The organism is Oscillospiraceae bacterium, from assembly GCA_035353335.1.
GTDB lineage: Bacteria > Bacillota > Clostridia > Oscillospirales > JAKOTC01 > DAOPZJ01.
In genome coordinates this window covers 1-14,159 of sequence record DAOPZJ010000016.1, presented here as the reverse complement: position 1 = coordinate 14,159, position 14,159 = coordinate 1, and the positions used below count along the sequence as shown (strand labels likewise).

Below are 14,159 nucleotides of genomic sequence, written 5' to 3'. Positions count from 1 at the left end.
CGAAAGTGCTATAATGACGTTATAAAGACAAAGCGGCACGGCAGCTGCGTGTCCGCAAAAAGAGCGGGTGTGACATTGGACGGAAACAAACAGCGCGCAACTGCGACGATACATCTTTCCGCGCTGCGGAAAAATTTTGAATATATCAAGACCCTGACCGGCGGCAAATGCAAAATATGCGCTATGGTCAAAGCGGATGCGTATGGCCACGGCGCGGTCGGTGTTGCCGGAGAACTGGCGCGCCGTGGTGTGAGTTATCTCGGGCTTGCGGATATCTACGAAGCCCAGACACTGCGTGAAGCCGGCATTACAACTCCGATTTTGATGATGGGATATACACCGAAATGCGATATGCCCCGTCTTCGCGAATATGATCTGACCCAGACTGTTTTTGACCTGGATTATGCCGGGACGCTGAACGAAGTCGTCGGGGGTAAATTGCGCTGCCATCTGAAAATCGACACGGGAATGGGGCGGCTCGGCTATGTCTGCCCTGACGGTTTTCCGACAAAGGATTTGCTTCGCACAATCGAGATGCCGAATCTCGATTTCGAGGGGGCATATACCCATTTCGCCAAAGCCGATGAGGCCGATTGCGATATGACCCGCCGTCAGTTTGAAAATTTTATGTCGGTGTTGTCAAATCTCGAGTGCGCAGGACATAAATTTCAAATTCGCCATGCGGCAAACAGCGCCGCAATCATGAATTTTCCCGAGATGCATCTCGATATGGTGCGCCCGGGGATTATGTTGTTCGGTCTGATGCCTGACGGCAGTAAAAATGAACACCTTACCCCGGTTCTCGATTATGCGGGCGCGGTGGAACTCGTCAAGGATGTCGCCGCCGGCACCACAATCAGTTACGGCGGAACCTACCGCTGCGAGACCGATAAACGTATCGCGGTCGTCAGCTTGGGTTATGCCGACGGCGTCAGCAGGACGCTTTCAAATCGCGGTTTTTTACTGGTCAACGGCAAACGAGCGGCAATCTTGGGGAAAGTTTGCATGGATCATCTGATGATTGACGCCGACCGGCTCGGAAAGATCGAATGCGGAATGCCGGCCTATATCATCGGCGGCGGCATCAAAGGAAATACGGCCGACGATCTTGCCGAACTTGAGGGTACCATTAGTTATGAGGTTTTGTGCCGAATGGTCGGAAACCGCGTCAAAAAGATTTACACCGAATAAGTTTGGGAATTAGATTTCATACAGGTAATAAATTTAAAATGAAATCCCCGATTCAAAGGAAAGACGAGCAAAACAATGAGCACAACCGTTTTAAAGTTCATTGCAATCCTCACAATGCTGATCGACCATCTCGGCGCATCCGGTTTAATCCCATACGGCAGCCCGTGGTATACGGTTTGCCGCGTGATCGGACGGCTGGCGTTCCCGTTATTTTGCTTCTGCGTCGCCGAAGGTTTGAAATACAGTAAGAATCGGAAAAACTACATTCTCCGCATGTTTATTTTCGCTTTGGTCAGCGAAGTGCCGTTTGATTTGATGATTCACCAAACTTGGTTTACCTGGCAGGGACAAAACGTCATTTTTACGCTTTTGCTCGCTGTAATCGGCATCACGGTATTCGAACAGCCTGAACTGCTCGGCAGGATTATGCAGAAATACGAAAAGAATCCCGAGACCTATGCTTATCAAAACGCCGACTGGGTAGTGAAGTCTTTTATACTGGCTGTCTGCGCGTTATTGGCTTATATTTTAAAAACCGATTATGCATGGTTCGGCGTATGTTTGATCTATGTGATGTATTTTACCGGCAGATGGTCGAAACCGAAACGATATATCGCCGTTGCCGCGACGATTATCGGATATGGGCTCCTCAGTTCACTGGTACCTGCAAGCGATCTGAATATATCGGTATTCGGCGGATACGGAGCAGTTCCATTTACATCATGGTTCTTTTACAAAATCACGATTTACTACTGGCTTGCGGCGAGTGCGTCGCTGATTTTAATTATGCTGTATAACAACCGGAAGGGCAAAGGCCTGAAATGGTTGTTTTATGTCTTCTATCCCGCGCATATGCTGATTTTGTATCTCTTCGTTCGTTTCGATTTGGTATCGAAAATCGGAACTTTAATCGGAATATCTTAAACTTTATGAAAGGCGGTTCACATGATGGAATTCAAGGAACTTCAAATCAAGCAGCTTGACTTCAATCCGTTCGAGATGATCGGCGGTTGGGCATTACTCGCAAGCGGAAAACCCGATAATTTCAATATGATGACGGTGAGCTGGGGGCAGACCGGCGTATTATGGTATAAAAACGTTGTGACGGCTTATGTGCGTCCTCAGCGCTACACCAAGGGCTTTATGGACACGAACGACGTCTTTACGCTCAGCTTTTTTGATGAGAAATACAAAGACGCTCTGTCGCTGTGCGGAAACAAGAGCGGACGGGACATTGATAAAATGCATCTAAGCGGTCTGACGGCGGAACACAGAGGCGGTGCGGTGTTATTCAGCGAGGCAAAATTGATTCTGGTCTGCGAAAAGCTCTATACCGGACAGATTGAAAAAGAGGGTTTTTCAGATGAAAAGGTGATTAATAAGAGTTACCCGTTGGCTGATTTTCACACGTTTTACATCGGGGAGATCAAAAAGATACTTTCAAAGTAAAGATATAAGTCTATGTGAAAGGGATGTCCAAATAAATGGGATTTAAAAAAGCGGTTTTGGAAAAATCGGAAAGCACGGCGGTGCAGTTTGTGCGCTCATTGATCGTCGGCGGAATCGCAACAGGCGTTGATGTCGGCATTGCGATGCTGCTTGTCTACGGCTTTTCTGTCAACGAGCAATTGGCGGCTGCAATCGGGTTTATTTTCGGGCTCGCGACAAATTATATTTTAAGTGCGGTTTGGATATTTGATAAATCCAAGGTCACCACGCGGCTCGGGGAATTTTTGGTGTTTGCCGTTATCGGCGCGGTCGGGCTTTTAATCAAAGTCGGCTTGATTACCTTGTTTGAAAAGTTGATGGACAGGCCTTTTTACAATGATTGGTTTTTAAACAATCTTAACGAATTGATCCGTAACATAACCGCTACCGTAATCGTCTTTATTTATAACTTCGCCGCAAGAAAGTTGATTTTATACCGCAATAAACCGGGAAAACCCGAAAACGAGAAGAAGGAAGAGACAGTAAAATGAAAAAAGTAATTGTAATCGGCGCAGGCCCCGCGGGTTTGACCGCGGCGGACGAATTGCTGCGCAAGGGCGGTTTTGAAGTGACCGTGCTCGAGGAGAGCGGAGAAGTCGGCGGTATTTCGCGTACGGTTCGATATAACGGCAACCGCATGGACATCGGCGGACACCGGTTCTTCTCAAAGTCGGATGAGGTCATGAAACGGTGGGAAGAATTGATGCCGCTTCAGGGCTCTCTGGCAATCGACGATAAATTGCTCGGCAGGGAGAGACCGGTCTATCCGGGAGGTCCCGATCCCGAGAAAGACGATAAGGTGATGTTGGTTCGTCACCGGGTTTCCCGCATCTACTACTTAAAAAAGTTCTTCGATTATCCGATCTCAATGAAGGCCTCGACGATTAAAGGCATGGGCTTCGGACGCACGATGAAGGCCGGATTTTCCTACTTAAAATCCGCAATGGTCAAAAAACCCGAGACTTCGCTTGAAAATTTTTATATCAACCGCTTCGGAAAAGTCCTTTACGGGATGTTCTTCGAGGGCTACACCGAAAAGCTTTGGGGCCGCCATCCGTCCGATATCTCCGCCGACTGGGGCGCGCAGCGGGTCAAGGGCCTCTCTATCCGTACGCTTTTAAAGGACATGTTCTCCAAGGCGTTCGGCAAAAAGAGCAATAAGAACGCCGAGACCTCTCTGATCGAAGAATTCTGGTATCCGAAATTCGGCCCGGGTCAGCTCTGGGAAGGCCTTGCGGATGATATCGTAAAACGCGGCGCTGTTTTAAAAATGAACTGCGGCGTAAAACGCCTGATCGTTGAAAACGGCAAAATCACCGGAGTCGTCTGCGAGACCGCAGAGGGCGAAAAGACGCTGACTGCCGACGTTGTGATTTCCTCAATGCCGCTCCGCGACCTTGTTCTCGGCATTGAAGGGGACAAGCCCTCCGAGGATATGCTTCGAATCGCCAAAGGTCTGCCGTACCGTGATTTCGTGACGGTCGGTTTGCTCGTCAAACGCCTGAATCTCAAAAACGAAACCGCAATCAAGACGCTCGGCAACATCGTCCCGGACTGCTGGATCTATGTTCAGGAGACCGAAGTCAAACTGGGCCGCATTCAAGTGTTCAATAACTGGTCGCCGTATATGGTCAAGGACCCCGAACATACCGTTTGGATCGGACTCGAATATTTCTGCGCTGAGGGCGATGAATTCTGGAAAATGCCCGACGAAGAGCGCGTGAAATTTGCCGCTGCGGAACTTGAGAAGATGGGCATCATCGGCGCGGACGACGTGCTCGACAGCCACTGCGAACGGATCAAGAAGGCCTACCCGGCCTATTTCGACACCTATGCCGAGATCGACAAGCTGGTCGATTATCTCAATACCATCGATAATCTCTACTGCATCGGCCGCAACGGCCAGCACCGCTATAACAACATGGACCACTCGATGATGACCGCGATGGTCGCCGCAGAAACAATCGCAGCCGGCAGCGACAAGACGGCTGTCTGGAAAGTCAATACCGAGCAGGAATACCACGAAAAGAAAGAGTCTGAACAAAAAGCCGAGAATTGATTTCATGCAGTATCATGCGAGAGGGTGGCGAAAATTGACCGAGAATCCGCTGCTTCCGGTTGAACACTTCAAGTCATACGCCGTATATTTTTTGGTGTTCGGTGTTTCGGCTTTTATTTCCGCATTGGCTTTGGACCCGACCGCTTCATCGCTGATCGAGGTCAAAGGGGCGCTCGCGTTGACGGTGCTCGCCGCCGTACTCGTCGCCGGACTCGCGGTCAAATACCGCAAAAAAGAAGGCTTTGTAATCCAGCTTGCCGCGGGAATCGCCACACTTCTGATTTTTGCGTTGACTTTGTTCTTTATGCCGCAATTGGGTAAATCTACGGTAATTTTGGCATCCTGCGGCGTTTTAGTGATCATGATCTGGTTCACGGCTTTTCTGCTGACCGGTAAATTGACCGCCGAGCGGATGATATTGCTGCTGCTTGCCGTGGGATTTCTGATTCGAATTCTTTACGGTTTGAATACGCCGATCGAAGTCCGACAACACGACGTTGAGCAGTTCGGAAGCGGAAACGGGCATGCGGGGTACATCGAGTATTTCTTTAACAACATGAAGCTGCCGGATTTCGATCCGACCACGGTCTGGCAGTTTTACCATCCGCCTCTGCACCATTTTCTCGTTGCTGTCTGGTTGAAAATCATGACCGCATTCGGGCTGACCTGGAATCGCGCGTTGGAATCGATCCAATTCCTGACGGCGTTTTATTCGGCGGCCTCCATGCTCATCAGCGTCAAGATTTTCAGAATCCTCGGACTGAAAGGCAAGGGGCTTGTCCTTGCTGCGGCGCTGATCGCGTTCAGCCCGTCATTCATCATCTTCTCGGGCAGCATAAACAACGATATCCTTTCAATCACTTTTACACTTGCGGCGATCTACGCGACGCTCAAATGGGTCAAGACCAAGAAGTGGACCGACATCATCCAAATCGCTCTGTTCATCGGACTCGGAATGTCGACCAAACAGTCGATCGGCGCCATTGCGCCCGCCATTGCCCTGGTTTTCTTATTGGAACTGATCGCGGGGAAAGGGGAGCGCTGGCGGCTCGTCTGTCAATTTGCGGTCTTTGCCGTGATCTGTATTCCGCTCGGTCTCTGGTGGCCGGTTCGCAATCACCTTTTGTTCGGCTCACCGCTCGCCTATGTCCCGATGCTCTCCTTGGACAGTTATCAATATATCGGAACCTACAATTTCGTTCAGCGGTTTCTGTTCCCGCCGTCGATCAGCTTCAGCAGCAACTTTATCCTCTGGGGTTCCTATTGGAACCAGCCCACCTGTGAGTTCAACGTCTGGAGCGGCCTGTTTAAGACCGCGGCGTTCGGTGAATATAACATCGCTTATTCAAGTTCTGCCGGAGCGTGGATGACCACGGTGCTTGCGGTGTCAAACGTCGCGGTCGGTTTGATCGGTTTCGGCGCGATGGTTTATTATCTCATCAAAAAGCAGTCGATGGCGTCTCGCCAAAAATTGCTGATGCTGGGCGTTTACTTGTTCGTACTGTTCTCCTATCTGTCGTTTGCCTACACCTTCCCGCATACCTGCACGATGAACATGCGCTATGCCTCGCCGCTGCTCGTGATCGGTTCTTATTTCTTTGCGCGGCTTGCGGGGGATTTTTTAAACAATACAAAGAAAGCCGTAAAGGCAATCGGCTATACATTGGCCGGAATTACGGCGCTGTTCTGCGTTTCATCGGCGATTATCTATACGACCTTGGGCGGTTGAGATTAAAATAATGTACTAAAAAGAACCGATTATCCGGTGCCTTTTTGTATTATCGCTTGCCTCAATGAATCTCAATAAATCCAACATTCCATGCCTCGACGGGAGGAATGCCGACAAGTAATTCGCCTTCACATCTTTCAATATTTAGAGTAACATCCGCTTTGTCAGGACGCACCCAAACGGCTTTGTTTCCGCGCGGATTTCTCAACCGAACGGTCAGTTCCGGCGTGTAATCAATGCTGTTGTTCAAAATGAAGACGCTGACCAACTTACCCTCGCTGTCGGTGCGCGGGATCACATTGATCCGCGCGGTGGGTTCAACCCGGACGGGCAGCTTTTCACCGCATACCCAGTCGGCAGTCGCAAGGATCTGGTGATGACGGGCGGTGTTCACGGTAGATTCCCAGAGGTTATAACCGAAGACCGCAAGCCGTCCGCCCTGCGGCGTGGTTGTAATCAAACTTGCAATACCGTTTTCGCTTCCGTCGTTGATAATATAGTTTCCGATGATCCCGGTATCCGGATTTTCGCAGAAGAGAGTGTGCATTCCGGTCAGACCGGAGATCAGATATTGAATCCATTGGCGGCCCGCATAGGGTCCGTTCAGGGGATGATCGGTCAGTTTTTCCGCGCCGTTGACAATCGGAGCCGATTCCGTTTTCACACCCGTCAGATGCTGTAAACCACGTTCGTTTAATATCTCAATCGACGAACCATCGGTCAGTACACCTCCGGCAAAGAGAGCGGTGAGTTCTTTTTCTGTCAGGCTTCTTGCCATATCGGGATGGAGCAGCATCCCCGGCTGCCCTTTATAATAGGAAATCGGAAGCCCGAAAGCGGTCAGACCGTAGGCGCTGAGTTGTAAAAGACGGGACCACGCGAATTTTTTATCTTTATCGGTAAGGGGCCGTAGCGCGTGGTCTGGCGTGAAACATAAGCCGAGACCGGCGGGCTTGGTGTCTGTATTGTGTTCGAGATATCTCAGCCAGAAGAGGCGCCATTTGCCGAGCGTTTGCAGGGTCTCGTGAAAATAACCGGGGCGCTCGTTCGGAACCACCATGATCGCATAAGTCATCGCGTCGCTGCCCTGCGCCAAATAGAGTGAGGTCTCAATCGCAAGCCCGTGAGCGGTCTTATTCAACGCGGTATGCGGAAAACTCTCGATCTCGGGGCGGATGTCGTCGGAAAGGCCGCGGGTCAGCATCGTGCAGAGATTGACGATCATGCCTTTTCCGATCATCTGCATGGGATTGCTGTCGTTATAATATCCCGCGCCCGGGCGGTATTTCAGCTTTTTGCCGGTCAGCTTCATCACCACATCGGCCAACGTCTGATAATACTTTCCGCCATATGCCGCCCAGTCCCAACTTGCGTGCTGCAAGCCGAACCGAGAGTCGGGCGAGACGGATAAAGTCGCCTTGACCACCGCTTCCATCACTTTATCCAAACTGCTGCTGCCGAATACGGCCCAGCGCCTGCGCCAGGTCCAGTCTTCGGGGTCATTGATTTTCTCAGCCAGTTCCGTCCGCGTCCACTTCCTGCCGGTCAATTGTGAAAACTCTTCGAGGCAGGAATCGCAGAAGCAGCCGTTATCCACCGGCTTGTGATTGGCCATGCGCAGATCATCATCCACCCAAACCGTGTCGGGCTTCCAGCGGCTGTACTCTTTTGTGGTATCGTAAATATAGCGTAAAAATTTGGGGTCCCGCGGGCAGCTCGAATAAGCGGCGACTGTACCGTCAGGCCCCACCATCTTCCGCCACTTCATGCCGCAGAAATCCAGATGTCTCAGATAATCCCCATGTCCGATGGTGTTGGAAATCTGTAAACTCGCGATGATGCCGAGCTGCCGGAATTTCTCCGCCGCTTCTCCCATTTTAACGGCATCAACGGAATGCACTTCTCTCGGCGGGAAGCCCATTTCGGTGGTCAGCCATACCTCGTCGCAGGCAGGGCGGTTGTTTTTTAAAAGTTGTAAAAGCTCACATAACACATCTTCATGCAGATGTTGATCCCAAAGGCGAATGGTCAATAAATTCATAAAGATAACTTGTCTCCCTTAGAACAAAATCCATAACAGGTTTTTATATCAAGATTGTATCAGGCCCGTGTTCGAATTGCAACAAACGAACCCGTAATATTTCTTCTCAAAATCCTGTGAGCGCTTGAAAATACTGCGGAAAAATGGTAAAATCATAAAAGCGCCGACCCGCTTTCCAAACGGTTGTCGCTGTCGGGTTTTGTTGAAATAGTACATAAATAGAAATTAATTATTTAGGGATCTTCTTTTTCAAGCCCGAAATTTTGATGTATCGAAAGGATGGCAACAATATGGAATGTTCTCATGAAGTACAATGCATGAGCTATGTGAAAAAGGGCTGCAATCACGGCCCCGCGCCCATTCCCGAAGAGGGGCGATGGGTAAGGGCCTATGAAATCAAGGATATCAGCGGCCTCTCGCACGGTATCGGCTGGTGCGCACCGCAGCAGGGCGCTTGCAAACTGACCCTGAACGTCAAAAACGGCATCATTCAGGAGGCGCTCGTCGAGACGCTGGGCTGCTCGGGCATGACCCATTCGGCAGCGATGGCGTCCGAGATTCTGCCGGGCAAGACGATTCTGGAGGCGCTCAATACCGACCTGGTCTGCGACGCAATCAACGTCGCCATGCGAGAGATCTTTAAACAGCTGGTTTACGGCCGCACCCAGACCGCATTCTCCGAAAACGGACTTCCGATCGGCGCTTCACTCGAAGACCTCGGAAAAGGCTTGCGCTCCCAGATCGGCACGATGTTCGGAACCCTCGAAAAAGGCCCGCGTTATCTCGAGATGGCAGAGGGCTATGTTCTCTCCATCGGACTCGATAAAAACAGCGAGATCATCGGCTATAAATTTGTGAAACTCGGAAAGATGCTCGAAGCCATCCGCAAGGGCGTCGATCCGAAAAAGGCCTATGAGGACAACGTCGGACAATACGGAAGATATGACGAGGCGGTCAAAAAAATTGACCCCCGTCAAGAATAAGGAGGTGCTTGATATGGCGGAATTTGAAGGAAAAGCAAGGAGAATGGCCGGTATCGAGGCCTGCTTGAAAGAATACGGATTCAAAACCCTTGAAGAGGCGAGAGACCTCTGCACCAGCAACGGCATTGACGTAGATAAAATCGTCAAAGGCGCACAGCCCATCGCATTTGACAACGCGGTCTGGGCTTATACGCTTGGCGTCGCAATCGCCGTGAAGAAAAACTGCAAAAAAGCGGCGGACGCTTCCGAAGCCATCGGTATCGGTCTGCAGGCGTTCTGCATCCCCGGTTCGGTCGCCGAACAGCGCGACGTCGGCATCGGTCACGGCAATCTGGGCGGTATGTTGCTGCGCGAAGAAACCAAGTGCTTCTGCTTCCTTGCGGGCCATGAATCGTTTGCGGCAGCGGAAGGTGCTATCGCCATAGCAAAAACCGCGAATAAAGTCCGTAAAGAACCGCTCAAGGTTATCTTGAACGGTCTCGGAAAAGACGCTGCGTACATCATCTCCCGCGTGAACGGCTTTACCTATTGCCGCACCGAGATGAACTACGAAACCGGCAAAGCCAAGATCGTCGAAGTCATCCCGTTTTCCGACGGCGATAAAGCGAAGGTTCGCTGCTTCGGCGCAGACGATGTGGTCGAGGGTGTCGACATCATGCGGCAGGAGGGTGTCGACGTCTCCATCACCGGCAACTCCACCAACCCGACCCGCTTCCAGCATCTCGTCGCGGGTACATACAAGAAGTGGTGCGTCGAGAACGGCAAGAAGTACTTCTCGGTCGCGTCCGGCGGCGGCACAGGCAGAACTCTGCACCCCGACAACATGGGCGCAGGCCCGGCTTCTTACGGCCTGACCGACTCGATGGGCAGAATGCACGGCGACGCCCAGTTCGCGGGTTCTTCCTCGGTTCCGGCGCACGTCGAGATGATGGGCCTGATCGGCATGGGCAACAACCCGATGGTCGGCGCGACGGTGGCCTGCGCGGTCGCAGTCGAAGAAGCGTTGAAGTAATAAAATGCAGTAATAACGAAAGGCAGAGGTAAAATCTCTGCCTTTTTCATTTACAATTTGACGGTAAAGTTATATAATCTTCCAAGTCGTCTCATTACTTTTTATGAAACGGAGATTTTATGTTAACAATTGAGGATATCCTAAAAAACGACGAGTTGTTTCAAAATAAACCTGTATCTTTTGAACCGGTGACAGGCGGGAATGTGAATAAAGCTTATAAAGTCAGTTGTGAAGATAAGGTTTATTTCGTCCGAATAAACGGAAGTCAGTCCTCATATTTAGGCACGGACCCCGTCAAAGAAGCCGAGGCATGCCAACAGGCGAGCAGGATGTTGGTAGCCCCGGCTGTACATAACTGTGAAAACGCAAATGATTACCTGATCACCGACTTCTTTTACGGGAGATGTTTGTCAAAAGAGGAAGCACGCAATCCGGAGATTATCAAAAAATATGTATCTGCCATCAAACAAATCCACACCCATGTTCATGTAGACAGGCATTTCAGCATCTTTGATCTGATTGACAGGTATATTTATTTGATTTACCATTCAAGCGTACCGCTGCCGCTTGATTATCATAAAATCATTGCAAAATACGAAAAAATCAAACAGGCGAGAATGGATGACAGCCAATACGGCAAGGTCTTTTGTCATAATGATATATGGCAAAACAACATGTTGTTTGACGGGGAAAATATTTGTATCATCGACTGGGAAACCTGCGGTTACAGCGATGCTTTCAGTGATCTTGCTCAGATTCCGTGTTTAGTAAATACAACATTTGAAGAAGAAAAATTGATATTAACCTGTTACTTCGGATATTTTGATTTGGACATGTGGCATATACTGCAGGATTTAAAGGTTGTCCGCATGATGGAGAATGTCACATGGTCGTTTTTTCATGCAGGCATAAAAGACGAAATGCATAACCAAAATTTTGACTATATCAAGTATGGCAATAGAGTAACAGATATTCTTCTCAGCGGACAAAACCATTTTTGATTCTATAAATTTTCAAATCCCCGCTTTTTAAAAGCGGGGATTTGATTATGTAAATAACTGGGCGGCGAGGAAACAAGACGCTTGGGCTTATATGTTTAAAACGGAAATGGCAGCGGCAATGGTTTTTTCCATGGCCTCTTTGCCGTATTTATCGACATCGGCTCTGTTTTTGTCGCCGTGGGTCAGGCAGCCGGCGCCGTTGATACAGCCTCCGACACAGGCCATCCCCTCGATGAAATTACCGTCGGTTTTGTTTTTCTGGGCTTTGAGCAGCGCAATACGGCATTCCTCGATGCCGTCGCAGCAAACAGGTTTCAACTCAAATTCCGCCAGTCCCTGTTCGAGCGATGCTTGTGCGACCGCATCCGAAAGACCGCCGCTGCGTGCAAAGATGCGTCCGAAATAGGAGGCGTTGTCCAATACATCTTCCTCAAACGAGGTGATGTCGAAATAGCGGCTGTCGAACAGCGCCTGAAGCTCTTCAAAAGTGATCACGCTGTCCACATACGGACGGATTTGCTTTTGCTGAAATTCCATCTTTTTGGCGGTGCAGGGGCCGATGAATACAATTTTCGAAGCCGGGTCTTTTTCCTTGATGAACTTGGCGATGGTCGCCATGGGTGAGAGGTTATGAGAGATATGCTGTGCAAGATCGGGGAATTGACTACGAATAACACCAACGAAAGCGGGACAGCAGGAGCTTGTCAAAAAACCCTTTTCATTTAATTCTCTCGCCTCGGAAAAAGCGACCATATCCGCGCCGAGAGCGGCTTCAACGACGTGGAAAAAGCCGAGTTTTTTAATTGCCGCAATCACCTGTCCCAGTTTCGCATAGACAAATTGACTGGAGATACTCGGTGCAACGACGGCGTAGACCTTATATTTCCGATTGTGATCACTTTTTTTGATCAGATCAATTACGTTCAGAATGAACGATTTATCGGAAATTGCACCGAACGGGCATTGGTATACACACGCCCCGCAGGAGACGCATTTTCCGTTGTCAATTTTGGCGCTGCCGTCGTCATTGGCGCTGATGGCCTTCAGTTTGCAGGAGTTTTCACAGGGACGCTTGCGGTTGACGATGGCAAAATAGGGACAGACCTGTGCGCATTTTCCGCAGTTGACGCATTTGGACTTGTCAATCCGGGCTTTTTGATGCTCGTCATAGGTGATGGCGTTTTTGGGGCAGATCTCCTCACACCGGTGTGCAAGGCAGCCCCTGCAGGCGTCGGTGACGACATAGCCGCCGGCGGGGCAGTCGTCGCAGGCGATGTCGATAACCTCGATGACGTTGGCGTTGTTTTTATCGCCGCCCATAGCCAGCCGAACGCGTTCGGAGAGAATGGCGCGTTCTTTATAAACACAGCAGCGCATGGTGGGGGTTTTCCCCGGGATAATTTCCTTGGGAATGGTCGTGATATGCTCAAGCAAATCGTCGTCCCAGGCATGCCGGGCGACCTCTTTGAGCACACTGTACTTCAAATATTGAACTTTGGTGTCAAACTTCTGCAAGGATTTCACCCCCTAAAAATAACTCGTCTTGATTTTCTTACCCATTTTCTCTAAACAATCGGCCAGTTCTTTGACAAGCTGCATCTTGATCGTGAAAGTGATCGGCAGATCGGAGTTTTGATGGGCGGGATTGACCGCTTTTCCGACAAAGAAATTGATGTCGGTCGCATCTTCAAACAGCATTCGGGCAATCATCGAAGCGCCGTCTTTTTTATAGCACCACTGCTCGAAGGACTTGTTGTCATCGAGATAGTTTTTCGAGTATTCAAGCACGCGGTTGATGGTGACAACACCTTCGGTGACCAGATCGGCGCCGTCGAGCTGCGCAACGGGCGGGATTTCGGGATCGTCGAACGACAAGCTCGGATGCAGTTGCTTATGCAGATAATCCGCCGCGAGCAGTGAAGTCGTGCCGCCGCAGACGATATGCTTTCCCTCTTTGGCAAAAAACAGCGACATCATCCTTTTGCAGTCGTCACGGTTGGCGGGCGGTCCGATGATTAGGTTGACGGGTTCGCGTTTTCGGATACGGACGGTACAGACCGTCGCGTCGTCGCCCGGCTGTCCCTCGTACAGTTTATTGGTCTCATCAATCAAGATGGTGGAGAGGGTTTTGGCCGTGAAACCGACATGCCAGAAGGTGGTCATATAGTCGATGATGTCGTTTCGGCTCCAACCGAAATTGTAGCTCAGCCCCACGCCCGCATGTTCTACACCGTCCGAAAAGGCGAGGAACACGTCGTTTTCGCAGAGGTCCGTCTCGGTTTTAATGATCTTTTTATCCGCAATACTGATCTCATTGAACGGCAGCTCACGGTTTTTCCCGTCACGAAGCATAACCACCTTGGGGTTGTCGTATTGGATAATCTCGGCTTTTTGATTGTTGACGATGCGAATTACGGTGAAAGTCGAATAGGCAATTCCCCGGGTCGAGCAGACGGGCAGGGTGGCTACGACGGTCTCCACGGCATCCTCCAGTTTCAATCCGGCAGCAAGCATTGTGGAGATGATTTTGGAAGTCAGAGTCGACAGAATATTGGCCTTGACGCCACTGCCGAGTCCGTCCGCAAGCACGATGATTGTGGAGTTGCCGTCATCGGGTTCCACAATTTCGATGTGGTCGCCGCACAGCAATTCACC

The 14,159-nt window shown here is 50.2% G+C and carries 12 protein-coding genes; 9 read left to right on the top strand and 3 right to left on the bottom strand.

Annotated features, from left to right (window positions below; all coding sequences use genetic code 11):
• The first annotated feature begins 75 nt into the window (after positions 1 to 75).
• From alr to PKH29_04895, 6 genes are all read left to right on the top strand, one after another.
• Complete coding sequence (gene alr / locus PKH29_04920) at positions 76 to 1,191, top strand: alanine racemase (GenBank protein ID HNX14177.1); 1,116 nt, start codon at positions 76 to 78, stop codon at positions 1,189 to 1,191.
• Positions 1,192 to 1,266: 75 nt separating this feature from the next.
• Entirely contained in the window at positions 1,267 to 2,115 is an 849-nt protein-coding gene (locus PKH29_04915; protein ID HNX14176.1) for a TraX family protein, read from the top strand.
• A 24-nt stretch (positions 2,116 to 2,139) separates the two neighbouring features.
• The gene (locus tag PKH29_04910) at positions 2,140 to 2,640 is read left to right on the top strand and encodes a flavin reductase (protein HNX14175.1); all 501 of its coding nucleotides are present in this window, start codon (positions 2,140 to 2,142) and stop codon (positions 2,638 to 2,640) included.
• 35 nt (positions 2,641 to 2,675) lie between these two features.
• Positions 2,676 to 3,170, top strand: a complete 495-nt coding sequence (locus PKH29_04905) for a GtrA family protein (GenBank protein HNX14174.1) — start codon at positions 2,676 to 2,678, stop codon at positions 3,168 to 3,170.
• A complete protein-coding gene (locus tag PKH29_04900) occupies positions 3,167 to 4,738 on the top strand; it encodes an NAD(P)/FAD-dependent oxidoreductase (protein HNX14173.1) in 1,572 nt (523 codons plus the stop codon). Before PKH29_04905 ends, PKH29_04900 begins: the two co-directional genes overlap by 4 nt.
• 34 nt (positions 4,739 to 4,772) lie before the next feature.
• The gene (locus PKH29_04895; GenBank protein HNX14172.1) at positions 4,773 to 6,467 is read left to right on the top strand and encodes a TraX family protein; all 1,695 of its coding nucleotides are present in this window, start codon (positions 4,773 to 4,775) and stop codon (positions 6,465 to 6,467) included.
• Positions 6,468 to 6,528: 61 nt separating this feature from the next.
• On the opposite strand, the gene PKH29_04890 is transcribed toward PKH29_04895, so the two are convergent.
• The gene (locus tag PKH29_04890; GenBank protein ID HNX14171.1) at positions 6,529 to 8,508 is read right to left on the bottom strand and encodes a hypothetical protein; all 1,980 of its coding nucleotides are present in this window, start codon (positions 8,506 to 8,508) and stop codon (positions 6,529 to 6,531) included.
• Positions 8,509 to 8,798: 290 nt separating this feature from the next.
• Between PKH29_04890 and PKH29_04885 the strand changes: the two genes are divergently transcribed.
• The 3 genes from PKH29_04885 to PKH29_04875 all read left to right on the top strand — a co-directional run bounded on the left by PKH29_04885 (position 8,799) and on the right by PKH29_04875 (position 11,504).
• Positions 8,799 to 9,491: a hypothetical protein gene (locus tag PKH29_04885; protein ID HNX14170.1), complete on the top strand. Its 693-nt coding sequence runs from the start codon at positions 8,799 to 8,801 to the stop codon at positions 9,489 to 9,491.
• 13 nt (positions 9,492 to 9,504) lie between these two features.
• On the top strand, positions 9,505 to 10,503 hold the full coding sequence (locus PKH29_04880) for a GGGtGRT protein (GenBank protein ID HNX14169.1): 999 nt from the start codon (positions 9,505 to 9,507) through the stop codon (positions 10,501 to 10,503).
• Between the two features lie 155 nt (positions 10,504 to 10,658).
• Entirely contained in the window at positions 10,659 to 11,504 is an 846-nt protein-coding gene (locus PKH29_04875) for a phosphotransferase (GenBank protein HNX14168.1), read from the top strand.
• Positions 11,505 to 11,591: 87 nt separating this feature from the next.
• Here PKH29_04875 and PKH29_04870 read toward each other — a convergent pair whose 3' ends face one another.
• Positions 11,592 to 13,028 (bottom strand): 4Fe-4S dicluster domain-containing protein, encoded by a 1,437-nt coding sequence (locus tag PKH29_04870; GenBank protein HNX14167.1) that lies wholly within the window; start codon positions 13,026 to 13,028, stop codon positions 11,592 to 11,594.
• Positions 13,029 to 13,031: 3 nt separating this feature from the next.
• Positions 13,032 to 14,159, bottom strand: a 1,128-nt coding sequence (locus PKH29_04865) for a SpoIIE family protein phosphatase (protein HNX14166.1), incomplete at its 5' end; no start/stop codon positions are given.

What these genes read in the sequence shown, in the direction of transcription:
- PKH29_04905 (HNX14174.1), top strand. Translation starts at nt 2,676, where the DNA reads ATGGGATTTAAAAAAGCGGTTTTGGAAAAATCGGAAAGCACGGCGGTG.
- PKH29_04915 (HNX14176.1), top strand. Translation starts at nt 1,267, where the DNA reads ATGAGCACAACCGTTTTAAAGTTCATTGCAATCCTCACAATGCTGATC.
- PKH29_04900 (HNX14173.1), top strand. Translation starts at nt 3,167, where the DNA reads ATGAAAAAAGTAATTGTAATCGGCGCAGGCCCCGCGGGTTTGACCGCG.
- PKH29_04885 (HNX14170.1), top strand. Translation starts at nt 8,799, where the DNA reads ATGGAATGTTCTCATGAAGTACAATGCATGAGCTATGTGAAAAAGGGC.
- PKH29_04910 (HNX14175.1), top strand. Translation starts at nt 2,140, where the DNA reads ATGGAATTCAAGGAACTTCAAATCAAGCAGCTTGACTTCAATCCGTTC.
- PKH29_04880 (HNX14169.1), top strand. Translation starts at nt 9,505, where the DNA reads ATGGCGGAATTTGAAGGAAAAGCAAGGAGAATGGCCGGTATCGAGGCC.
- PKH29_04890 (HNX14171.1), bottom strand. Translation starts at nt 8,508, where the DNA reads ATGAATTTATTGACCATTCGCCTTTGGGATCAACATCTGCATGAAGAT.